Source organism: Pseudomonas sp. 43mfcvi1.1, assembly GCF_900115935.1.
GTDB classification, from domain to species: domain Bacteria; phylum Pseudomonadota; class Gammaproteobacteria; order Pseudomonadales; family Pseudomonadaceae; genus Aquipseudomonas; species Aquipseudomonas bijieensis.
On record NZ_UETT01000026.1, the window covers coordinates 1 to 24,173 of the forward strand.

Below are 24,173 nucleotides of genomic sequence, written 5' to 3' on the forward strand. Positions count from 1 at the left end.
CACGGGACGCCTGGGCCTGGTGTACGACCTGACGTCGAATGTCAGCCTTTATACCCAATACAGTACCTCGGCCGAGCCGCCGGGAGGGACGCTTACCAGCGCCTCCATTGCCCAGGTGAGCGACTTCGACTTGAGCACCGGTCGCCAATTCGAGGTGGGCAGCAAGTTCGATTTTCTTGACGGTCGCGGCTCGGCCACCGCCGCGGCCTACCGCATCGTGCGCAAGAACATCTCCGTCCCCTCCTCGACGGTGCCCAACACCACCGAACAAGCGGGTCAACAAACCTCCACCGGCATAGAGCTGGCCGCTTCATTCAAGATCACGCCCAAGCTATTGGCGGCCGGTAACTTCAGTTGGGTAAGGGCTGAGTACGACGAGTTCAATGAAACCATCGTCGGTGTTGTGTTCTCGCGCAAAGGCAAGAATCCGGTGAACATTCCCGACCGCGTAGCCAATCTCTGGCTGACTTATGACGTGGCTCCTGACTGGCAACTTGGGGTCGACGTGCGCTACGTATCGTCGGTCTACGCCAATACCGCCAATACGACGTGGGTGCCTTCGTACACCGTCTATTGTTTGTCCATGACCTGGACAAACACGTGCAGCTCAGCGCGCGTCTACGTAACCTGACCGACGAGCTCTACGCCCGTTTCATCCACCAGAGCAACACCCAATATTACCTGGGGGAGCCGCGCAGCCTGGAGGTCGCTATGCAGTGGAATTATTGACGAGCAAAGTGCCATAGCGCTGCAGCGCTATGGTCGAACATGACGCAATTAGCTGGCCGTTCTACACGCGAACGGCCCGCTAGCAGCGCTTACATGTCACCGCCATATTTATACGGGACTACTTTGTGGAATCAATTAGTCTTCCGACCAGCCATCACAACCGATAGCCCCGTTCTTTTTCATGACGGTTCAGAACTTTGAGATTCATCGGCACACGCTTGAAGTCGCAGGCGATATTGTCCGGGACTCTCCCCAGTCCATTTCTTAAACGCACGATGAAAGGCACTGGGTTCCTGGAAGCCTAGTTGAGCAGCTATATCGCTGATGCTCGCCTTACCCTGGCGCAGCAGTCCAAATGCCAATCCTCGGCGCACCTCGTCCTTGATTTCTTGATATGAAAAGCCACCAAGTTTTAGTTTTCGGCGAACGGTACTGGCACTCAAGTGCTGCTCCAGAGCGAAAGCTTGCAGGGTCGGCCATTCGCTGTAATGACAATCACGTAGGCGCTGAAATACCTTAGAGGCAAGCCCATATTGATTTCGGAACCGGATGACAAGCCATTGCGGTGCGGAGCGTAAAAATTCTTTCAGCGAAACAAGATCCTGCACCACCGGCTGTTGCAGGTAGTGACTGGCGAATTCGATTTCGGTTCGTTCAGTTCCGAAGGTAAGGTTCGGTCCCCAAAGCAGGGAATCGTCACGCAGTGACGAACGTCGATAATGAAAGTCTGTACGTTCGATGGGAATGCGACGCCCACCCAACCAGCACATCAGACTGATCACCAGCACAAGAAACGTTTCCTCACCTAATTGGCCAAGTTCGTCATTTTGTGTACGAGTTTGCAAACTGATGACTGCATGCTGGCCATGAACCCCCAACGTGCCCCGAAAATCCTTCAAGAACAAAGCGAAATTAGCCAGGCATCGCCGCATGGCTTTTTCCAGTGTGGGCTCTTGAATCAATGCACGACAGATTAAAGCGAAACTACCCAGCGGCAGGCCATGGGAGTCCATCCTGAAAAATTCGTCGTCTAACTCTCGGATAAGCAACAACCACAGGGCAGAAAAAGCCTTTGCCGACACCCTTGCCTTGGGCTGATCTATCAGCGCCGGATCGATACCCACCTGCTTAAGCACTGATTCCAGCTGCTCGGGATTATCACGCAATGCATGGAGCATCGGATACATAAAATACGCCGCCACCGAATCCGTCTCGCGCATCCAAATGCCTCTTTCATAGATCCCAAATGTGGCGAAAAGCGCCAATGCCCTTGGACAGTTTGGGCATAGGTCGATAGACGTTACCGATTCTAAACTTGAGCTCAATAAAAAGCTCATTCAGAGCGCATTTTCCCTTCCCACAGACGTTTGCAGAACGGCTTTCACTACGAGGAACAGACCATGAGTCAAGTCAATATCGGCATTATCGGCGCCGGCACCATGGGCAACGGTATTGCGCAAATATGTGCATTGACCGGCTTTAATGTGACGTTGATAGATGTCTCCAAAGGTGCCCTGCAAAAAGCCCTGTCCAACGTGGAAAACAACATGAATCGACAAGTTGTCAAAGGCACCTTAACAACTCAGCAAACGGTGGTCGCTCTCCAAAAAATTCGCACAAGTACTGACTACGGCTGTCTGCACGCCAGCCAAATCGTGGTCGAAGCTGCCACCGAGAACCTCGAATTGAAACTGAAGATTCTACAGCGTGTCGCCGAGCGAGTTGATGCCAGTTGTGTGATTGCCTCCAATACGTCATCACTGTCCATCACCCGCCTCGCCACTGGCGTGAGCCACCCCGAGCGCTTTATAGGCCTGCACTTTTTTAATCCGGTGCCGACAATGGGCCTGATTGAAATAATTCGAGGATTGCAAACCAACGATGCCACTCATGCTTACGCAGTCAACATATCTTCAACACTAGGGAAAACCGCTGTCACGACGGGCAATCGTCCGGGGTTTGTAGTCAATAGAATTCTGGTACCCATGATCAACGAAGCAATATTTGTTTTTCAGGAAGGTCTTGCCAGTGCCGAAGACATCGACGCGGGTATGCGCTTGGGCTGTAACCAGCCGATTGGCCCGCTGGCATTGGCGGACCTGATCGGCCTGGACACTGTGCTGGCCATCCTTGAGACTTTCTGTGAAGGCTTCAACGACAGTAAATATCGGCCTGCTCCGTTACTAAAAGAAATGGTCGCTGCTGGCTATCTAGGACGCAAAACAGGACGTGGTTTTCACCTTTACGTCTGAAAATTATCAGCGGTTAAAGCCAAATCTATGCGCCAGTTCAGAGGAAGCCCCTTGGTACAAACTCAATGAAAAGCTAATAGATGGCTGAAGTCGTGAGGCCAGACGCGACGAGGACTCGAGACAGAGTGCCTCGTTTCCTTCCATGTATTGATACGCACATCCCGCCTATTGCCGTTCCGACGTGTCAATCGTCAGCTTTTGCAGCCTGCCAGTGCCGCTTGGCAGCGGTGCACCAAGGCCGATCCACTCACCGACGGTCGGCTGACCGGCTCGGGGTCCGCGCGCCATCAATTGGACTTCGGGGGAAGTTCGACAGTTTCAACTGCGGCCGCCACTGGCCTGCAGCTTCTCGGTGGCCCGGGTTATGGCGCCCTGCAGCGCCTCACGGGATTTTTCACCTTCCGGTAGCTGCGCGAGAAGACGCCCCCAGTAGTCGATCGCCTCTTGATAGCGCTCGCCTTCAAACGCGGCGATGCCCAACAGGCCGAGGCTAGTGACCTCCTTGGGATCGAGCTTGAGCGCTTCGTCGGTCAAGGCCTGGACCTTATCCGACCATTTCTTGCCATCAGCAAAATACTGTGCCTGGGCCCACTGGCCCAGCAGCTCCGGCTGGCGCCCCGCGACCTCCACGATGCGCCCGAAAATCCTCGCCGCGTCCGCCGGCCGATCCTCGGCCATATAGGTCCGACCGAGGAAAAACAGGCCCTCGGTATTATCCGGCTGCGCCGCCACCGCGCGTTCCAGGCGCAGGGTCATCTCCTCCATCGACTGCGGCGCCTGGGCGAATTCACGGGTCAGCTCGACCTTGTCACTGCCGCCGAAATGCAGGTACAGCGACAAGCCCAACACTGGCACCAGCACGGCAACGAGCAACGGCAATGGCTTACCCAACCGGGATTCAAGCGGTACATCGGCGCCTTCGGTGTCGGCGAGCAGTTCCCAGGCGGCTTCGGCGCGACCGGTGTCCAATTGCGCAGCGTTGAGCACGCCCTCCTCCCGCTCGGCCTGCAATTCGGCCACTCGTTCCTGATACAGCGCCACGTTGAGCGCGGTGCGGTCTTCTTCACGCTGAGCACGACGACCACGCAGTACAGGGATCAACAGAAAACTCAGGGCAACCAAAAGAAGCAGACCTGCGGCGAGCCAAAAATTAATCATGCTTGGTTTTATCCAATAGTTGATCGAGGTGCTGGCTGCAACACCATCAACCAACGTTTCATGCAGTGGCTCCCGTCACGACCAGAGCTTCACGCACCCGGGTTCTCACCTTGACTCGATAGCGTCGATCCAGCGCCGCCAGTACCCCGCCCAGACCGGTGAGCAAGCCACCGAACCAGATCCAGCGCACGAACGGCTTGACATGAACGCGCACCGCCCACGCGCCGTCGCCCAGGGACTCGCCCAGGGCCACGTAGAGATCACGAGTGAACCCGGCATCGATCCCGGCTTCGGTCATGACCGAGTTCTGCACGGTGTAGAGGCGTTTTTCCGGGTGCAGCACGGTGATTTCCTGGCCGTTGCGAATGACCCGCACAATGCCTTTGTCAGAGGTGAAGTTCGGCCCTTCGAAATGCTTGGCGCCTTCGAACACGAACTGATAACCCCCCAGGTCCATGGATTCCCCCGGCGCCAGGCGCAGGTCGCGCTCGGCACTGTTCTGGCTGGACAGCACCACGCCCAAGGCGCAGACGGCGATGCCCAAGTGGGCGATCTGCATGCCCCAATAACTGCGAGTCAGGGATGGCAGGCCTTTGATCAGGCCTTTGTGGCGGGTCTTGTCGAAAATGTCCCGGACGCCGGCCAGCAACACCCAGGCCGCCAGCACGAACGTCGCCAGTACCGCCCAGTTGAAGTCGCCATAGGCCACGCCGGCCACCACGGCCAGGGCGGCCGTGCCCAGCAGTACCGGGGTCAACATGCCCAGTAGCCACTTGACCGGGGTGTCTTTCCAGCGCACCAGCATGCCGATGGCCATCACCACCATCAGGATCGCCATCAGCGGGATGAACAACGCGTTGAAGTACGGCGGCCCCACCGACAGCTTGGCGCCGGACAGTGCATCGAGCACCAGCGGGTACAACGTCCCCAGCAGGATCATCGACGCCGCCACCACCAGCACCAGGTTGTTGCCCAGCAACAGGGTTTCCCGCGACCAGAGGTTGAAGCCGACCTGGCTCTTGACCACCGGCGCCCGCAGGGCGAACAGCGTCAGCGAACCGCCAACGACGAACAGCAGGAACATCAGGATAAACACGCCACGTTCAGGGTCCGAGGCAAAGGCATGCACCGACGTCAGCACGCCGGAACGCACCAGGAACGTGCCCAACAGGCTCAACGAGAACGCCGCGATGGCCAGCAGCACGGTCCAGCTCTTGAACACACCGCGCTTTTCCGTGACGGCGAGGGAGTGAATCAGCGCGGTACCCACCAGCCAAGGCATGAAGGATGCGTTTTCCACCGGATCCCAGAACCACCAGCCGCCCCAGCCCAGTTCGTAGTAGGCCCACCAGGAGCCCAACGTGATACCGACACCGAGGAAGGCCCAGGCGACGATGGTCCACGGGCGCGACCAGCGTGCCCAGGCGGCATCGAGACGCCCGCCGAGCAACGCGGCGATGGCGAAGGCGAAGGCCACGGAAAAACCGACGTAGCCCATGTAGAGCATCGGCGGGTGAACGATCAGGCCGATGTCTTGTAGCAATGGGTTGAGGTCGCGGCCATCCATCGGCATCTGCGGCAGGATGCGCTCGAACGGGTTGGACGTGACGATCAGGAACAGCAGGAAACCGGTGCTGATCATGCCCATGATCGCCAGTACGCGGGCGAGCATCACGCGTGGCAGTTGCCGGGAGAACACCGAGACGGCGAAGGTCCAGCCCGCGAGAATCAATGCCCACAACAACAGCGAACCTTCGTGGGCGCCCCACACCGCGCTGAACTTGTAATACCAGGGCAAGGCGCTGTTGGAGTTGCTGGCGACGTACTCCACGGAAAAATCGTCAGCCATGAACGCGTAGGTCAGGCAACCGAAGGCGAACAGCAGGAACGCGAACTGCCCCCATGCCGCCGGCTGTGCCAGGCTCATCCACAGTCGGTCGCCACGCCAGGCACCGAGCAGGGGCACCACGGCCTGGACCAGGGAGAAACACAGGGCCAGGATCATCGCCAGGTGGCCCAACTCGGGAATAAAGATACCAGCCGTCATCGGTCAGCCCTCCTTCACAGGCGCGGGTGCCGACTGGCCGCTGTCTTTCAGGGCCTTGGTCACTTCCGGCGGCATGTATTTCTCATCGTGCTTGGCCAGCACTTCATCGGCGACCACTACGCCGTCAGCGTTGAGCTTGCCCAGGGCGACGATGCCCTGCCCTTCGCGGAACAGGTCCGGCAGGATCCCGCGATAGGTGATGGTCACGGTCTTGTTGAAGTCGGTGACGTTGAACTTCACATCCAGTGAATCGCCAGAGCGCACCAACGAGCCCTGTTCCACCATGCCGCCGGCGCGGATGCGGGTGTCCTCGGGCGCTTCGCCGTTGGCAATCTGGGTCGGCGTGTAGAACAGGTTGATGTTCTGCTGCAAAGCGCTCAGGGCCAGGCCGACCGCAGCGCCGACCCCGACGAGGATCGCAAGGATGATGACAAGACGTTTTTTGCGCAGCGGATTCACTGACCGTTCTCCCGGCGCAGACGACGCGCCTCTTGTTGCAGATACCGCTTGCGGGCCAGGATCGGCGCCGCCACGTTGAGGGCCAGCACCGCCAGGCAAATGCCATAGGCTGACCAGACATACAGGCCATGATGGCCCATGGCGAGGAAATCGCCGAATGACGCGAAACTCATCGAGCGGCCTCCAGGCTGTTCTGTACTTCGGCCTTCACCCAGCTGGCCCGGGCTTCGCGCTTGAGCACTTCGAGGCGCATGCGCAGCAACAGCACCGCGCCGAAGAAACAGTAGAAACCCAGCGCTGTCAGCAAGAGCGGCAGCCACATCTCCACCGGCATCGCCGGTTTTTCCGTGAGGGTGAACGTCGCGCCCTGGTGCAAGGTGTTCCACCATTGCACCGAGTATTTGATGATCGGGATGTTGATCACGCCGACAATCGCCAGCACCGCGCAGGCCTTGGCGGCGCTATCACGATTGCTGATGGCGTTGCCCAGCGCAATAAGACCGAAGTACAGGAACAGCAGGATCAGCATCGACGTCAGTCGTGCATCCCAGACCCACCACGAGCCCCAGGTCGGCTTGCCCCAGATCGCCCCGGTGACCAGCGCCACGGCAGTCATCCAGGCGCCGATGGGCGCGGCGCATTGCAAGGCGACGTCGGCCAGTTTCATCTTCCACACCAGCCCGACCACACCGCACACCGCCAGCATCACGTAGATCGACTGGGCCAGCATCGCCGTGGGCACATGGATATAGATGATGCGGAAGCTGTTGCCCTGCTGGTAATCCGGCGGTGCGAAGGCCAGGCCCCAGACCACGCCAGAACCAATCAACAACAGCGCAGCGATGCTCAACCAGGGCAGCATCTTGCCGCTGATGCCGTAGAACCACTTGGGTGAGCCGAGCTTGTGAAACCAGGTCCAGTTCATTGCTGTTTCCATCTTTCGTTCACGCGCCACATGCTATCGTCGATGGTATCCGACAACTATCAAAGCGGACCGGATGCCCGCTCCTGAAAATCTCGTCCACGACTTTTAAGAGCAACCCTGATATGAGTCATGCGGGGCCGGTGTTTGAAGTCACTACGAACTGATCCATGAGTACCTGCTGATTGTTAGCAAGGCCATTCAGGGTGTGACTGATTTTCGCTGACTCCTGCGCCTGCGCGGAGAGTGATTCAGTTACATCGCGAATCGCTTCGACGTTACGATTAATTTCTTCAACAACAATGCTCTGTTCCTCAGCTGCGCTAGCTATCTGCAAATTCATATTGGTGATAATGGATACCGAATCGCCGATGCGCTGCAACGCTGCAACAGCCAACGCCACCTGTCCAACGCTACTTTGCGCTTTGCAATGGCTACTGTGCATTGAGCTGACAACATCCTTGGTACGCTGTTGCAGTCCTTCGATCACCAAGCGGACGTCTTGGACGGACCGCTGAGTGCGTCGGGCCAAGTTTCTTACCTCATCAGCGACGACCGCAAAACCCCGTCCTGCATCACCAGCCCGAGCGGCCTCAATGGCTGCGTTTAACGCGAGCAGATTAATCTGTTCAGCTATGGCACGTATCACATCTAGAACTGAACTGATTTGATCACTTCGACTGGTCAAGTCTTGTATGTCTTCCATAGACGCATTCATCTCGAGAGACAGACGCTCGATGGCGGCCGATGTACTGCTTATGACCTCAAGGCCCTCTACGGTTGCCGAGTCAGCCCCTTGTGCTGCATTGGCAGCTAGCGCGGCACTTCGCGCTACCTCGTGAGCAGAAGCGGTCATTTCTTGGGACGCAGTCGCAACTAGATCCACCTCCCTATATTGCAGCTGCATACCAGAACTGGTTTGATTCGCGATGATGGTAGATTGATCTGCTGTGTCACGAGTTTCCTGAACCGAGCGCTTCACCTCTGCGATCACCGGTTGAAGCTTATCGAGGAAGCGGTTGAACCAGCCGACCAGTTCGCCTAGCTCATCCTGACGCGTGTAAACCAAACGGCGTGTAAGATCCCCTTCGCCGATAGCGATGTCCTTGAGCATCGCGGCTACACGTGAAATTGGTCGGGTCACACCCGAAGCCGTTAACCAAACCAATATCAACCCGATAGCTGCTAGGGCGACGCCAAGCACCAACTCCATCACCACGCTTCTTGCATTTCGATTATCCAAGTCTTGTCGCAACGACAACGCCGGCCCAAGAAGCGATTGCATTGGAACATCAAGGATTAGGGCCCAAGGATTGCTATTAGGAATGGGCACTACTGGAGCAACCAGCTGCAAGCTACCTCGACTTTGCTGCTCGCTCACCTTTCCGAGTTGCTGCAACTCTAATAAAGCATGAGCGTTCTCGGGGTATGCCTTTGCCAGATTCTGGCCAAGTAAACTTGCTTCTCGACTGTGCGCTGCCAGGATCCCTGCAGGACTAACAATGCTGACGGAGCCAAGTCCATGATACAAATCATGACTTCCAGATGTAGCAAGTTGCTGAAGCTTATCCAGACTGATGTCCATGCCGAGGACGGCTAGAACTTTACCGTTCTCGATTACCGGGAAAGCCAACGTTGTAATCAGCATTCGTCGACCTGAGGTATCATCGAAATACGGGTTTATCAGACACGGCTCAAGTTTTTTTTGCGGACACCGAAACCAGATATTAAAAGGAGAGCCATCCAGCATGGGCGTGGTGTCTAAAATCAAAGTCTCAGGTAATACTTGGCTAGTAGCGTGCCCGTCTTTCTGCGCCCAATAAGATGCAAAACGTCCGACCTCATTGCTGGCCAGCTCATTTCGATTGAAAAACAAAGTATCTGCGCCATCGAGGCCATTGCTATCGAAAACCAAATACAAACTAAGCAACTGCGGGTTAGCCGTCAAAGTCTGCTCGACTTGATGATGGAGGCCCTCACGCAAGGTCTGTGCTTCGAGCCCCAGTGCTTGCATCTGTTTTTTTTGTTGCAGAACATGCCTCGAAAAATTCACCCCCTCCTGATAGGAGGACATTAAATAATTCTTGATCGTGAGTGCTTGTACTTCGACTTCTTTTTCCATGCGCTCTCGAGCTGCCGCTTCCAACATTTGAGTCACGCTCGCTTTCACCAAAGATGTATCTTCGCTCATTCGGTAAACCGAATGTCCTGCGAGCGAAGCCACGACCCCCAAAAGACAGAGCCCGGTCAGAATAGTCACTTTCCATAAAATGGGTAGTCGGTTCGGAAACAAGGGAAAAGCCCTCTGTATAGAAGCAGCGTAACGCAGCCACTAAATCCAGTCCTGCGCACCTAGCGCAACCATTATCGGAGCAATACAGCGCCTGGAGTACACGATGCAAATCGTATACTCCAGCGTCGCCGCTCAGTCACGCAGTGTTAGAGTTGCAGTAGAATCGGATGTTGGACAGGCTAGAAATGCTTATTTTTTATGCTTTCGCCAAACTACGTCGCTCGGCGATACTCACCTCTCGCATGACAAATTTTTGTACCTTACCGCTGATAGTCATAGGAAACTCGTCAACCACTTTGAAGCTTCGCGGAACTTTGAAATGGGCAATTCTATCCTTGCAATATTCGCGCAAAGAATCTGCGTCAACTTGATGGTCAGGGTGTAATTTAACCCAGGCTATAATTTCTTCTCCGTAGGTTTCATCCGGCACACCGATTACTTGTACATCCGCAACAGCAGGATGAGTAAACAAAAACTCTTCTATTTCTCGCGGATATACATTTTCCCCTCCACGAATGATCATGTCCTTGTTGCGTCCCACGATACTGATATAACCCTCCCCATCCATCGTGGCGAGATCGCCAGTATGCATCCACCCCGCTGCGTCAATAGCTGCCGTAGTCGCTTGAGGATTGTTCCAGTAGCCCAACATTACACTGTATCCGCGCGTGCAGAGCTCCCCGATTTGTCCACGCGCCACAATTCGCCCATGCTCGTCGATGATTTTGCTTTCCAAATGTGGCTGGGTGCGACCAACACTGGTTATACGATGAATAAAATCGTCATCAGGCCCGGTCTGGGTTGATATTGGGCTGGTTTCTGTCATGCCATACGCTATTTGCATCTCTGTAAGATGCATATCCTCAATCACCCGCCGCATCACCTCGATGGGACACGTGGAACCGGCCATGATACCGGTGCGCAAGCTGCTTAGATCCAGAGCTGTGCGCTCGGGGTGATCCAGCATAGCGATAAACATCGTAGGCACACCGAACATAGCGGTGGCTTTTTCTTCTGCAACGGCTTGAAGCGTTGCTAATGGTTCAAAAGAGGCGCTGGGATATATCATTGCACTACCATGCGTGACGCAACCGAGATTCCCCATGACCATACCGAAGCAATGGTAGAGCGGAACCGGTATTACCAATCGGTCCTGTTCAGTAAGGCGCATACTTTCACACACCATATAGGCATTATTCAAAATACTGTAATGGCTGAGCGTCGCACCTTTAGGAGACCCCGTAGTACCTGAAGTATATTGAATATTAATAGGGTCATCGAACTGCAATTGTCTTCCACACTCGACCAATTGCTCGCGATCAATCATCACGGAACGTTCCAACAGCTCCGCCCAAGACAACATACCCACTGCGGGCTGTTCGCCGAGCGTGATCACTCCTCGCAACTCCGGCAATCTATCGCTCTTGACAGCGCCTATCTCAGAGCAGCTAAGTTCTGGCAGAAGAGCATAAAGCATATCGTGGTAATTAGAACTTTTAAAAACATCACTGCAAATCAACCAGCTACAACCAGATTGTTTCAGCGCATATTCGATTTCGCTGGGACGATAAGCAGGATTGATATTGACTAACACCACACCCACTTTAGCGGTCGCAAACTGCACAATACACCACTGAGCACAGTTAGGTGCCCAAATCCCTACGCGCTCGCCCACTTTAATTCCCAGAGCAAGCAGCCCTTGCGCGCAGCGATCCACTTCTATCGCCAGTTGCTGCCAGGTGTAACGCAACTGCTGGTGCCGAACCACTAGAGCCTCGCGCTCGGGATAACGCTCAACAGCCAAGTCGAAGGCTGCCCCGATGGTCATAGGCAATAGAGGGGTTGTCTGCGGCCCAACACTGTAGCTTGGAGTATTCATATCAAACCCTTTTTACTCAGGACAGCCATCGCGGTTGACCGCAACGGCGCCCGTAACTTTTATTATTGGAAAAGAAATTTCAACGAATAAAAATTTGCGATGAATTCAACGCCATATCACCTCCAGGCAGTTTTATATTACCAATCTTCTTCATACTGTCAGCGTCAAAAATAGCGATGTCATTGAGCGTACCCGACAAATAAATCTTGCTACCGTCCTTGTTGAAGGCAACGTAATAGTAGGAATGATCAAGCGTGGCCGAGTGGAGTCTTTTCTTCTGTTTGACGTCGTACTTATCCAGGCGATTGAGCACACCGAACATTAAGTTTGGATCCTTCGGCGAACGCATGCCAGTGAAATAGATTTCCGTCAGCGGGCCAAAATCAGTGGTTTCGGTCTTGCCGGATTTCAGGTCGATACTGAACTGGCCATACACGTACTCAGCGGTGGCCGGGTCCTGTTTCTTGTCCTTGTATTTCGCCGCGGTGTAGAGCAGCGAGAAGTCACGCCGATAGGTCTGCTGATTCCACACATAAAGCACATCTGGTGCGCTGTAGTTAGGGCGTTTCCAGTGCCGACTGGGAATCAGTACATCGAACTTGCCGGTCTTTACATCGACCTTGTAGACGTCCGCCCCGGCCACATACAGAGTGCCGTCGTCACCGCTTTGCATGATGGTCAATTGCCGAGGCGCAGGAAAGCTGCGCACGGGTTTGGCATTCATTCCCGCGTCCGTGGAATAAACATCAAGGCGAGGTTGTTGCACTACATACCGGTCGTTGAGTTTCAAGGTTGGATTGGCGACGGCGAAGAGCTCTTTGCCATCATGGCTGACCGTAAAGGCAAACATCGACTTGGCGCTTTCACCAGGTTGATGCCCAATGCTGGCGTGGAACACCTGCTTGCAGCTGTCCAGCTCCACGCCGTAGACATCGGCGTAGTGGTTGTTGAGGACATAAGCAATTTTGCGATCCGGCGACAACTGTACTGTCCCAGGCCCGAAAGCGTCGGGCATTCTGCATGTCTTCAACAACGTGTCAGTGGCCAGATCAATAACGTGCAGATTATTCGGATAATTGGGAGTCACCATGTACTCATGACCCGATTTAAGAGGAGTCGCTTCATCGGCCAAAACACCGAACGAACTGGCGCTCAGGACGGCAAACGCGGCCAAGCCGCAGGCTTTGATGCTGTGCATGCTGGAATCCTTCTTGTTATTTGATCACTTGTCTTTCGGAAAGACAGTGCCGAGGTTGCGCCAGTTGTCGTTGGACGCCTGGGCATCCTTGTTCCAGTCCGGGTAGGTGCTCATCATGTCGGGCACCTGGGCCGGCCACCAGCACGGGTCGGAGCACCCGTAAAGGTCGGCTTCCATCGGTTGACACAGCGACGACACACCGCCGAACGCGTCGATTTCCCAGCCCGGGTCGGTGGTCGAGGCACAACCCGCCACCGAGCTCATTGCCACCACCTCTTCAATGCGGTTCTCGTCCGCGGCCTGGTCGAGCTTCAACGCTTTGTTATTGATTGCCTTGAGATGTTTCATATCAGTGAGCCTTGCGCGGAGTGATGTAACTGCTGATGAACGCAGGGTTATTAGCCATGATCCGGGTGTAAACCTCGATACCGAAGTCGACCCAGTCACGCATCAACTCGCAGTAGTGATAGGTCGGATGGGTAGGGTCGCCATAACGGGCGTAGCTCTCGTGGTAGCAGCCGCCGGAGCACAGATTGCGGATTTGGCAGTCCTCGCAACCGGTATTGGTGCGGTCCAGGCGTTGGGACAAAAAGTCGTTCAACTCGACCTGTTTCACACCGCTGTGAACATTGCCGAACGTGGGCAAGCTCGAACCGGTAAAGCGGTGGCATAGGTTCAGCTCACCTTTGTGATCCACTGCCAGCATTTTCAGGCCCGCCCCGCACGGCAAGGCTTTCTTGTGGCCTTCGTGGATATCGGTGATCAACTGGTGCAGGTTGGAGAAGCCGATGTTGCGGTGCTCCAGCGCCGCTTCCAGGTAACGACGACCCAGCGCCTTCATGTTGGCGAACACCTGCACCAGTTCATCGCTCGTGAGGTTGAAAGTACTGATGTCACCGGACGTCACCGGGGCAAAACCAACCTCGGCAAAGCCCAACTCGTTGAACAGGTGATCCCAGATGGTCTCGACATCGGTAACGCCCGTGGTCAAGGTCACCCGTGCGCCCACTGGACGGCTGTTGTAACGTGACAACAGCATCTCGGCCTTGCGCCGCACCACGTCATAGGTGCCCTGCCCGCCCACGGTGATGCGGTTGCGGTCGTGCACGGTCTTCGGCCCGTCGATGCTCACCGACAGCCCGAAACGGTGGGCGTTGAGGTAGTCCACGGTTTCCTCGGTCAGCAGCGTGGCATTGGTGGTCATGACGAACTCGACGAATTTACCGGCCTCGCGGAAGCGTTTCTCGCAGTAGTCGACCATGTACTCGATCAGCTTGCGATTGCTCAGCGGCTCGCCGCCGAAGAACACCACAGTGAAACGTTCTTCGTCCGGGGATTCGCGCAGCAGCATTTCCACCGAGGCGATGGCAGTCTCGACGTCCATCTTCTTGCCCGCGGACGGCTTGTCGAGATCTTCCTTGTAGCAGTAGGTGCAACTGAGGTTGCAACCGGTGTTGACGTTGAGCACCACGGTGTTGATAGCCGTGCGCTCGACCCGCTTGGTGGCGATGTCCGGGGTCAGCGGCGAGCCGTCGCTGACCAGTTCCAGGGCCATCAGCTCACGCAAGGTCTCAGTGATTTCCTCGCCGTTGAAACGCGCCGCCAAGCGCTGGATCAGGTCGTCCGATGAACAGCCGGGACCGCGCAAAGTATCGATGATGGTGCCCGTCAGCTCGTCGCTGGCGAACAGCGAGCTGCTGGGAATATGGAACAGCATGCGGTCGGCGTCGACATGCACTTCGTGCAAATTGCGTTCGACCAGATTCAAAATAGCGCCCATTGCAAACCTCCTGTGCAAGCCCCGATTCACGAGGCCTGCGATCATTCCGAAAGGTGTCTGAAACCGCTAAAAACAGCCAACTTATGGAATGGGTGGATTGTTCCAGCGTTGCACGGTAACGATCATGTGGCCTTCGCCCGTCAGGGATTTCCCTGCATCGTCGACGGCGGCGATGACCTTGAGGTTGCCGGCATTGTTGGTGGACATCTTGCGTGCCGGGTTCGGCCCGGCATCGCCCGGAGTGAACACGCCGGTGTCGGCCTGCATGGTGCCGGCGAACTTCACGTCTTCGTCTTCCTTGGCGCGGTCGTCGAAGGCTTCGACTTTCCATTGCGCCGGGAACACGCCGATGCGGTATGGCTTGCCGTCAGCCCCCTTGCCCCAGGCTTCAGCATCGAAACGGCCTTGGACTTTCGGCGTCGAGCCACCGCCCTCGCCGATCCGCGCCACCGAGAACTCGGGCACGACTTTGACTTCGGCGATCTTACTGTAGACCGACAGCGTCGGGCCTTTCAGCGTGCCGACCGTGACGTTGCGCAGGCCCGACTGCGCATTGGCAGCGGCCTTGAGTTTGACCCGCAGACGCTCGGAGCTTTGCTCCAGCACTTGGACCACTTCCACGCCTTTGCCAAAGTTCGGCTCACCGGTCAGGCCGGTACCGATCAGGGTCACTTCGGTTTCACCGCCAGCCTTGAGGTAACCCGGTTGCACCGCCAGCAGACGACTGCTGCCCTCTTTGGCAGCGACGAAATCCAGGCCTCGCTCGTCGTGGTCGGTCTCGAACATCCTGCCTTGCATCGCATTACCCTGGGCGGCGAACACCTGGCGCATCGTCACCCCGTCAATGGTGACGTTGCCGCGCCATTCGTAGCCGGTATAGAGAATTGCGCTGCCGTCGCCGTTGAATAGCGTGCCATCGGCGTACTGGCCCTTGATGTTGACCTTGAAGGTGTCGACGCCATCAGCCGTCACGCTCATGACGCCACTCAACTCTCCTTTACCTGGCATATGACCACTGAAGCTCCACTCGCCGACAAAGGCTTCGGCCTTCGGTGAGGTACTGAGCCATTTATTCCAGGCTGGATTGTCTAGCGGGTAGCGTTTAGCGAGCAGTGGCACCATTTCTTTGCGGGCGATATCAAACCACTCACGATCGCGCGCAAGAAGCTGATATTCAAGTGACGGCCACTGTCCGAGATGGAAATTAACCAACTCCTCCCATTCCTTTGCAGGACGACGTTGAAGAGCGACTCGCGCACCTGAGTGGCAGCGCGCGCACATCTGGCTGGTTTGAACGTCGAATTTTTCGACAGTATTTAGTCGACGCTCTAAAGCGTAACGCACGCCATCCGTTTCAATAGGCGCCAAGCCTTGAGTGTCGGATAAGTACTTAACCAGCGTACGACGGTCCTCATCGCTGATTTGCAAGCCATGCATGGTCTGCATTCTTGCAATAGTCATAAGCCAGCCTTCCGGTGTTTTACGCTGATGACTAATACGACTCAGGGCGTCACTACCTTCAGGTATGTGGCAGCCTCGACAGGTTTCGTTGAGGATAGTCTTGGCGTCTCGAGCAGCCAGACTGGAAGGTGAATGCAGCGTCATAACAGCGGCTACACACATTAGGCTGGCACTCAAGCCTAGTCGGAGTTTTCTCTTCATCAACGTCGAACCTCGCACGGTGCATTCTTATTTTTTTCATTCGTGGATACGGTTCCTGTTTCAACGAACTGCGGCAGGTGGAAACAGAACACGCCTGGAGTCACCAATACACAGACCGTGCCAACCTTGGACATCTCGCTCAATACGCGGAGTATCGCTGACAACACCCGCTACTTAACTACTCCAGCCTCACTGCTAGGTGTTTCACTTCGCGACGACTGTGTTAAGTTGAGACAGGCAGACTATTGTCAGTGCAGGCACCCACGAGACATCAGGTGGTTGTTATAAAAGATCGGACCTTGTGTCTCACGCAGTCTCAAGCAGTCTCAATATACGACCTTCAGCCATTCAAAAATAAATCTGCATAACGGCCTTACCCTTGGAAAATCGTGCCTTTCGCTATGAGTAGCGTAACTGGCACAACCATTGCCATGAACCTCTTCACATTAACGAAAGAGGTTATGTCATGTCGTTCACAAACCTGCATCCAGACACCACGGCGTTTATCCAACGAGCTCCGCGCATGCTTATCGGGGGTCAATGGGTCGAAGCGGCCGATGGTCAAATCATGTCCTTACGCAATCCAGCCACGGGGGAAGAACTCTGCGTTGTGCCACGCGCAACAGCTGACGACGTTGATCGTGCGGTGCTTGCTGCACGCCAGGCTTTCGATGACTCGGCCTGGACCCGAACCCGCCCCCGAGAACGCCAGAATCTGCTGTGGAAACTAGCTGATCTGATGGAGCGTGACGCCGACGTTCTCGCCCAACTGGAATGCCTGAATAACGGCAAAAGCGTAGCGGTGGCCCGGGCCATGGATGTTCAGCTATCCATTGATTTCCTGCGCTATATGGCAGGCTGGGCAACCAAGATCGAAGGTTCAACGGTCGAGGTTTCAGTACCACTTATGCCTCACGACCAGTTCCACAGTTTTATCCGTCGCGAAGCGGTGGGAGTAGTGGGCGCAATCGTCGCCTGGAACTTCCCGCTGTTGCTAGCATGTTGGAAGCTTGGACCAGCTTTGGCCACCGGCTGTACGATGGTGCTCAAACCAGCAGATGAAACACCACTCTCGGTCCTTAAGCTGGCCGAACTTGCATTGGAAGCCGGTTACCCGGAAGGTGTGTTTAACGTCGTCACCGGTACAGGAATCACCGCCGGTTCGGCACTCACCCATAACCCTCTGGTAGACAAGCTGACCTTCACGGGTTCCACTGCCGTTGGTAAACAGATCGGCAAAGTCGCCATGGAGACAATGACACGAGTCACTTTGGAACTGGGAGGAAAATCACCGACCATTGTTATGGCCGATGCAGAGATGAAAGCTGCGGCAGCGGGCGCCGCAAGCGCCATTTTTTTCAACCAGGGTCAAGTGTGCTGCGCCGGTTCAAGGCTTTATGTTCAGCGCAAACACTTCGACAATGTTGTAGCCGATATCGCTGATATCGCCAACGCCATGAAGATGGGGAACGGACTGGATACAACCGTCGAGATGGGGCCGTTAATCTCTGCCCGCCAGCAGGGTCTGGTTTACGGGTATATCGAAAAAGGTCGCGAAAGTGGCGCAACGATTGCCTGTGGCGGCGAGCAGTACGGGCCCGGCTATTTCGTCAAACCCACAGTGATAGTCGATGTCGATCAGAAGCATTCGCTGGTACAAGAAGAAATTTTTGGCCCCGTCCTGGTGGCAATACCGTTCGATGACGAAGCCGATGCGTTACGCATGGCCAATGACAGCCCTTATGGCCTTGGGGCGAGCATTTGGTCGAATGACATGGCGGCGGTGCACCGGATGATTCCGAGAATCAAGTCGGGTTCGGTTTGGGTCAACTGCCATAGCGCCTTGGACCCGGCGTTGCCGTTTGGCGGCTACAAGATGTCGGGGGTCGGCCGTGAGATGGGGTATGCGGCGATCGAGCATTACACCGAGTTGAAATCGGTGTTGATCAAGTTGTAATTAGCGGCGCTTTTCAGACAGCCATCGCGAGCAAGCTCTCTTCCACAGTGTTTTTCGTCGAACACAAATTCAATGTGGGAGCGAGCTTGCTCGCGATAGGCCAGCCCAGACAACCCAAATGTCAGGGCCTGAATCCCTGCGCCAACAACCACCCCCGAACCATCCTGCCCTGCTCCACTGTCAACCCCGCCAACACCCGCTCGGCCGGCTCGCTGCGCAACCGCCGCACCAACGGTGCCAACTCCACCCCTTGCACATGCCAGATCCCCAGCGGCTGATCCGCCGTGATCACCACCTCGGCCTCATCCACAAATCCATCGCGCAATACCGGCGCCAGCTCAATCCTAAGAGTGGAAAAATCCGCCCCGGCATGGGCGACCTCTGCATCCGGCCACTGCCGCCGCGCCTGCCAGAACGGCTGGTTGGACCAACGCTGCTCATCGGCATAAAAGTCCCGGCCAATGCGCGCGAAGCGTAAAAACAACTGCTCCACCCGTTGCTGATGAAAACGCTGTGCCAGCAACCTCCGCTCAGGTTTGCGCAACAGCGTGTTGATCACCGCAGGCGCTTGCAACGCCGAAGACAACGACTGGAAGATGCCATTACCCGACAGCGGATCCACCGCCATGGCGGCGTCGCCCACACGAATCCAATGATCGCCGCAGACCTGCGGACACAAGATCGCCGTACTGCTGCGGGCATGCAGGTGCAGATCGGTTTGCGGTTCACCCCCGAAAAACGCCTGGGTCAATGCCGACTGCTGGAACCGCTGGCGGCAGTAGTCGAGCAACAGCGCCTTGCCCGGCAACTCGGCACTGGCCACGTCCACCGTCCATTGCCAATAACACTGGCCGTCGGCCCGGCGCGCCATCCAGGCCCAGCCGTCCGCAAGGCTTTCCACAGCACTGGCGTTGGTACCCGGCGCACCTTGCCAGCGATTGAGCAAGCTGACCGTCTCCGGCCCACGCAAGCCCTTGCCAAGGGCAGGTGCCTGGCGTCCGCGGGCCTCCACCAGGAAATCCGCGAGCAGCGCGTCACGCCCTTGCAGTTCGATTCGATGTGCCGAAGCGTGTGGCTGCACCGTCAGCACTCGGCCCTCGATCAACTCAACCCCCGCCAGGCGCAAATCCTCGCGCAAGCCGCGATCGAAGCTCGGGCGATCCAGCAAAAATTCGATGTTCTGAGCATGCTGCTGACCGTTCCAGGACACCTGTCGCTGGGAAGGCTGCGCCGCATCCGTCAATGCTTGATGCAGTCCCGCACCGCGCAAGGCATCCAATACCCGCACGGAAACCCCTTCCAGTGCCGCGAAGCGCCGCCATTCACTGACCAATGTCACGGGATACCCAAGCCGTCGCAACCCCAGGGCCACCGCCGCCCCCGCAGGCCCCGCACCAAGAATCACAATCGGCTTCATGCACCGACGCGCCGTTCAGGGCCGTGATAACGGGCGTTCTTTTGCAGCCACTCGACAACGTGTTCGTTGCTCGCCTCGGGATTTTCGATGAGCAAACCCACAATGTGCCCGCTCAATGCCGCACAGCCGAGGCTCGCACCCGACTGCCCCGGGTAGGTACCGTGAACACACGCGGCAAAATCCGCCTGGGCGCTGTTGAGCCACGACCATTGCTGCTCGGTGCAACGAGCGTCGCCGGTGACCCGCAGCACCTGCGGATACTTTGCCGGGAACACCCCCTCGCCCTGGGCCGGGCTGGACGCACACAGCAAAATGCCCCGCGCCACCGCCGCAGCACAGGCTTCACGCAACAGGTGACGATCCTGCCGCAACCCGAGGCTCAGATTGATCAACCGCACGTCCTGCGCCACCAGCCAATCGATGGCGGTAGCGATCTGCAAGGCGCTGGTGACGCCACGCTGGTCGAACACCTGGGCTACGCAAAAAACCGCCGTCGGTGCACGCCGGCTGATGGCCTCGATCACCGCGCTACCATGGCCCAGCGGATCGTCGCGTAGATCGCTTTCGGCCAGTCCATCCTCCTGTAGCGAGAACCGCCGACCGGCAATCACTCGCCCCCGTTGCGCCGGCGAATGACCACTGTCCACCACCCCAATCCGCAGCTCAGGCCTCATGCTGCACCGTTCTTGACGTGAGCACGCCATCCAGCAGTTCAAAGCACAGATCGGCATCGGCCAGGGTCGAGGGGCGATGGCTGATCAGGATCCGCGTACGCCCGGCGAACAACCGGTCGATGGCCGCGATCACTTCGCGCTCGGTGGCTTCGTCGACCGCCGAAGTCGCTTCGTCCAGCACCAGGATCAACGGATCCTGCAACAGCGCCCGGGCGATGGCGATGCGCTGTTTCTGTCCGCCGGACAACTGCTGGCCACGCTCGCCCAAAGGGCTGTCGAGGCCTTCGGGCAGTGACTCGACCAGGTTGTCGAGCTGCGCCAGCCGCGCCACTTCGGCAATCGCTTCGCGACTGGCGTCGGGCACCGCGTAGGCCAGGTTGTCGGCGAGGCTGCCGCGAAACAGCACGATGTCCTGACTGACTACGGCTATCCGCCGACGCAGCTGGAACAGGTCCAGTTCCCGCAGATCGACCTCCCCCAGCAAGACCCGACCGGACTGCGGATCGTGGTGCCGCTGCAGCAGATCGATCAGGGTCGACTTACCGACACCAGAGCCGCCGCTCAGGGCGACTTTCAACCCATAGGGAATTCGCGCTTGAATACCACGCAAGGTGGTCGGGCGACCGGGATGGCTGAAGTGCACGTTGTCGAAACGCAGTTCGCCAGAGACCGGCATCGGCTGCGGCGCAACCGGAGTGAGGACGGTTGGCTCTTCACCGCGCAGTTCCATGACCCGCCCAAGGCTCACGGTCATCCGCTGAATCGCGACGTAGAGCCCTAGCAGGCTCTGGACCGGGCCGACAGCCATGCCCAGATAGGTGGAAAAGGCGATCAACGCGCCCAATTGCCAAGTCCCTTGCACCACCCAGTACCCGCCAATCAAAAACGCACAGGCCCGCGACAACGATGTCAGCGTGCCGGGCACCGCTTGGGTGAAAAACTCAGTGACCTGCAGGCGCAAGAGCTGACTCATATACCCTTGGCCCAACGTCTCCAGTCGCCGCGCCTCGCGCTGTTGCTGACCGGCGGACTGAATGAATTTCATCACCGGCAAGGTCTCAACCATGAACGAGGACATATCCGCCGAACGCTCGCGCAACTGCCGCACATCGCGCTCGACCTTACGCCGCATCCAGCGTAGCCAAAGCACGTCGAGTGGAATCAGCACCAAGGCCAGCAGCGAGAGTTGCCACGACAGGGTCACCAACATCGCCACGGCGACCACCAGACCGATCACGCTCGACACCGCAGAGAACATCGAATCGACGGCAAAGCGCTGAATCTCCGCGACATCGCCGTCGAGACGCGACATCAAATCACCAATGCGTCGTTGCCCATAGAATCCCGGTGATAGGCGTTGCAAGTGCTGATAAACATCGTCACGCAACGAAAAAAGGATTCGTCCGGACAATCGCGTGTGCAGGTAACGATTGACTCCCGAAAGCGCAGTTCCCAGCAAACCTGCCACGATCATCAGGCAGGCAATACGCACAAGCATGGAGAAGTCCCGTGCCAGAAGCCCATCATCAATCAGCAGTTTGGTCAGCCATGGCTGAACCAGAACCAGCATCGACGCGCCGATCGACAAGCCGAGTAAACCAGCTATTGCCCACCTGTGTGGCCTGACAAAGCTATAAAGCCAACCCAACGAGGTCTGCAGCGCAGCCGGGCTTTGACCTTCTATTAGCCTTGCTATTAAGCGCAGCATCAAGAGCGCAACTGTTTAAGTTTACGATACAGCGTCGCACGGCTAATGCCTAAAGTATCGGCAGCGGCTGAGACGTTTCCGTTGTGAGTGTCGAGGGACTGGCGAATCAGTTCTAGCTCATTTTCGCGTATGCTACCGGACGGCTGCCGTTCGCCAGCACTCAGCTCATCCAGCATACTGTCCGGCAGGTGTTCTAGTTTCAAAACACACTCACTCGGCTCGCGCATGGCAAGCGCTGTGCGTAGAACAGTATCCAACTGGCGGATGTTACCCGGCCAATGATAGTCAAGTAACAAGCGATTTAGCCCTTCGTCTAATGATACGTTCGGAGAGCCAAGCTTCTCCAACAACTGAGTTATCAGCAGCCCCACATCGTCGCGGTCCCGCAAGGCTGGTAGCACGACGCTAATACCATTAACTCGGTAGAACAAATCTTCGCGGAATTGTTTTTCTTCCACCTGGCGCTTGAGGTCACGGTGAGTGGCGCAAATCAGCGCTATGTCAATGCTCTGCTCTTCGCCGGCCCCTAAGGGAGCTACTTTGCGATCCTGTAGAACGCGTAAAAGCCGCGCTTGCAAAGCCAGAGGCATATCGCCGATTTCGTCCAAAAACAACGTGCCACCATGCGCCTGCTGCAATCGACCGACCATACCGCCACGGCGAGAGCCCGTGAAGGCTCCTTCGCGGTACCCGAACAATTCTGATTCAATCAAACCTTCTGGAATCGCCGCGCAGTTCACCGCCACGAATGGTTTTTCGCAGCGCGTCCCTGCCATGTGCAGAGCGCGGGCGATGACTTCTTTGCCGGTCCCAGTCTCGCCCAGCAGCAAAACCGGTAGTTCATTAGCCAGACCTTGACGAGCCATGCGCAAAGCCCGGGCGTAGCGCGCATTGCTGCCGGCCAGAGTTTCAAGCTTGGGCTGTGCATGAGTGACCTTGACAGTGCTTCTAGACGGCACGCTAACGGTGAGGGAACGTTGTGGCGCACGCAGAACTTTGTAAAAGAACTCTCCTCTAGGAGTCTGCAAGCTACCCATTCCAGCATGATACGACTGCAGCAGAAACTGCATGCCGTCGACGCCAAAAAACTCTTCACAATCTTTACCAATCACCGCCGAGCGCTGGGTATCAAGCAATTGACAGGCTTGGGCGCTAGCCGCAAGAACTTTCCCTGCCAAGCTCACCGCCATGAGTCCCTGCCATGACGATTCGAGATACTGACGACGATTGTGAAATGCCAACACTATTTCGTCAGGGTAGCTGCTATAAAAAACCCGACTCTCAATTTGGCTGACTGCCATGTTCAACAGTGCTGTATTGTCTTGTACGCGCCCAAGCGGGCCTTCACGGGTTAGATCAAGCACACCGAGCATATTGCCTTGAGGGCAGTAGATCGGCACCGATGCACAGGAAATACCATTCAGGCGATCTAGGAAATGCTCGCCGCAATCAATCATTGTAGGACGGGCTTCGACCAGCGCGGTGCCTAACGCATTGGTGCCACGAGCAGCCTCGCTCCAGCAGGCGCCATGAGTGATGTCTTCCATTCCCAAGCTTTTGAGGCGGTCGGCGCGCCCTTCGACAGTGAGTATGGTGGCATCAGCATTGGCAAGAATAATCACGCCTGTCTTACCCTGCCGTTCGGCTAGAAAGTCGATCGCGGGTAGCGCTGCATCAATCAGTAATCGGTTGCTAGCAGCCAACGCTTCAACACTCAAACGGGACTGCTGCTCCAGCTCATCATATCCAGCATTGAAAAGCACACCATGCTCCATGCTACGGCGCCAGGAAGCATCAATTTCAGCACGTAATAATCCGTCAGGAATGGCGCCGTCGTGGTGCAGTTTTTCACGAGCCAGGTGAGCTTCGGGTCGAAGGCTATCTATTATTGTTTTCTTGAGCATGTTGGCGAGTTCCTAGCTAATCCGTCCACCTATGTGCACTTGCTGACGCTACGCTCAGCAAGCATCGCGCCAACCCCCTCTGGATTCAAGTGTCGCGCGCTCTGATGTTTTGCTGACTCAGCATGCTGAGCGAA

At 56.6% G+C, this 24,173-nt stretch carries 16 protein-coding genes and 4 pseudogenes; 3 read left to right on the forward strand and 17 right to left on the reverse strand.

Features of this window, described 5'->3' with window-relative positions:
* Nucleotides 1–729: pseudogene (locus tag DTP52_RS30350) on the forward strand (TonB-dependent receptor); the annotation flags it as partial.
* Nucleotides 730–908: 179 nt separating this feature from the next.
* Here the strand turns inward: DTP52_RS30350 and DTP52_RS30355 are convergent.
* Nucleotides 909–1,949 (reverse strand): AraC family transcriptional regulator, encoded by a 1,041-nt coding sequence (locus tag DTP52_RS30355; protein WP_076384064.1) that lies wholly within the window; start codon nt 1,947–1,949, stop codon nt 909–911.
* A gap of 180 nt (nt 1,950–2,129) precedes the next feature.
* Between DTP52_RS30355 and DTP52_RS30360 the strand changes: the two genes are divergently transcribed.
* On the forward strand, nt 2,130–2,981 hold the full coding sequence (locus tag DTP52_RS30360) for a 3-hydroxybutyryl-CoA dehydrogenase (protein ID WP_054068841.1): 852 nt from the start codon (nt 2,130–2,132) through the stop codon (nt 2,979–2,981).
* A 165-nt stretch (nt 2,982–3,146) separates the two neighbouring features.
* On the opposite strand, the pseudogene ccmI reads toward DTP52_RS30360, so the two are convergent.
* From ccmI to peaA, 12 genes and pseudogenes are all read right to left on the reverse strand, one after another.
* Nucleotides 3,147–4,139: pseudogene (gene ccmI, locus DTP52_RS30365) on the reverse strand (c-type cytochrome biogenesis protein CcmI).
* A gap of 58 nt (nt 4,140–4,197) precedes the next feature.
* Nucleotides 4,198–6,186: a heme lyase CcmF/NrfE family subunit gene (locus DTP52_RS30370; RefSeq protein ID WP_109756617.1), complete on the reverse strand. Its 1,989-nt coding sequence runs from the start codon at nt 6,184–6,186 to the stop codon at nt 4,198–4,200.
* Between the two features lie 3 nt (nt 6,187–6,189).
* Complete coding sequence (ccmE, locus tag DTP52_RS30375) at nt 6,190–6,645, reverse strand: cytochrome c maturation protein CcmE (RefSeq protein WP_054068840.1); 456 nt, start codon at nt 6,643–6,645, stop codon at nt 6,190–6,192.
* Nucleotides 6,642–6,818 carry a heme exporter protein CcmD gene (gene ccmD / locus DTP52_RS30380; protein ID WP_007939192.1) on the reverse strand — a complete coding sequence of 59 codons (177 nt, stop codon included), beginning with the start codon at nt 6,816–6,818 and terminating at the stop codon, nt 6,642–6,644. The genes ccmE and ccmD overlap by 4 nt, the downstream gene beginning before the upstream one ends.
* Nucleotides 6,815–7,570, reverse strand: a complete 756-nt coding sequence (locus tag DTP52_RS30385; protein WP_054068839.1) for a heme ABC transporter permease — start codon at nt 7,568–7,570, stop codon at nt 6,815–6,817. Before DTP52_RS30385 ends, ccmD begins: the two co-directional genes overlap by 4 nt.
* A gap of 127 nt (nt 7,571–7,697) precedes the next feature.
* Nucleotides 7,698–8,234, reverse strand: a pseudogene (locus tag DTP52_RS31790) (methyl-accepting chemotaxis protein); the annotation flags it as partial.
* Between the two features lie 390 nt (nt 8,235–8,624).
* Nucleotides 8,625–9,758 (reverse strand): annotated as a pseudogene (locus tag DTP52_RS31795) (chemotaxis protein); the annotation flags it as partial.
* Between the two features lie 298 nt (nt 9,759–10,056).
* On the reverse strand, nt 10,057–11,739 hold the full coding sequence (locus DTP52_RS30395) for an AMP-binding protein (protein WP_054068837.1): 1,683 nt from the start codon (nt 11,737–11,739) through the stop codon (nt 10,057–10,059).
* A 79-nt stretch (nt 11,740–11,818) separates the two neighbouring features.
* Nucleotides 11,819–12,937, reverse strand: a complete 1,119-nt coding sequence (gene peaD, locus DTP52_RS30400; protein ID WP_054068836.1) for a quinohemoprotein amine dehydrogenase subunit beta — start codon at nt 12,935–12,937, stop codon at nt 11,819–11,821.
* A gap of 24 nt (nt 12,938–12,961) precedes the next feature.
* Complete coding sequence (qhpC, locus tag DTP52_RS30405; RefSeq protein WP_008016081.1) at nt 12,962–13,285, reverse strand: quinohemoprotein amine dehydrogenase subunit gamma; 324 nt, start codon at nt 13,283–13,285, stop codon at nt 12,962–12,964.
* A 1-nt stretch (nt 13,286) separates the two neighbouring features.
* On the reverse strand, nt 13,287–14,717 hold the full coding sequence (gene peaB / locus DTP52_RS30410; RefSeq protein ID WP_054068835.1) for a quinohemoprotein amine dehydrogenase maturation protein: 1,431 nt from the start codon (nt 14,715–14,717) through the stop codon (nt 13,287–13,289).
* Nucleotides 14,718–14,798: 81 nt separating this feature from the next.
* Nucleotides 14,799–16,379 carry a quinohemoprotein amine dehydrogenase subunit alpha gene (gene peaA, locus DTP52_RS30415; protein ID WP_054068834.1) on the reverse strand — a complete coding sequence of 527 codons (1,581 nt, stop codon included), beginning with the start codon at nt 16,377–16,379 and terminating at the stop codon, nt 14,799–14,801.
* A gap of 466 nt (nt 16,380–16,845) precedes the next feature.
* On the opposite strand from peaA, the gene DTP52_RS30420 reads away from it, so the two are divergent.
* Nucleotides 16,846–18,336 (forward strand): aldehyde dehydrogenase, encoded by a 1,491-nt coding sequence (locus DTP52_RS30420; RefSeq protein ID WP_076384062.1) that lies wholly within the window; start codon nt 16,846–16,848, stop codon nt 18,334–18,336.
* A 121-nt stretch (nt 18,337–18,457) separates the two neighbouring features.
* Here DTP52_RS30420 and DTP52_RS30425 read toward each other — a convergent pair whose 3' ends face one another.
* Genes DTP52_RS30425 through DTP52_RS30440 form a run of 4 tightly spaced genes read right to left on the reverse strand, consistent with a single transcriptional unit; the run spans nt 18,458 to nt 24,039 of the window.
* Nucleotides 18,458–19,753: an FAD-dependent monooxygenase gene (locus DTP52_RS30425; RefSeq protein WP_076384061.1), complete on the reverse strand. Its 1,296-nt coding sequence runs from the start codon at nt 19,751–19,753 to the stop codon at nt 18,458–18,460.
* On the reverse strand, nt 19,750–20,427 hold the full coding sequence (locus tag DTP52_RS30430; protein ID WP_054068831.1) for a S8 family serine peptidase: 678 nt from the start codon (nt 20,425–20,427) through the stop codon (nt 19,750–19,752). Before DTP52_RS30430 ends, DTP52_RS30425 begins: the two co-directional genes overlap by 4 nt.
* Nucleotides 20,417–22,135 carry an ABC transporter ATP-binding protein gene (locus tag DTP52_RS30435; RefSeq protein WP_054068830.1) on the reverse strand — a complete coding sequence of 573 codons (1,719 nt, stop codon included), beginning with the start codon at nt 22,133–22,135 and terminating at the stop codon, nt 20,417–20,419. The genes DTP52_RS30430 and DTP52_RS30435 overlap by 11 nt, the downstream gene beginning before the upstream one ends.
* A complete protein-coding gene (locus DTP52_RS30440; RefSeq protein WP_076384060.1) occupies nt 22,135–24,039 on the reverse strand; it encodes a sigma-54-dependent Fis family transcriptional regulator in 1,905 nt (634 codons plus the stop codon). The genes DTP52_RS30435 and DTP52_RS30440 overlap by 1 nt, the downstream gene beginning before the upstream one ends.
* Nucleotides 24,040–24,173: the final 134 nt, after the last annotated feature.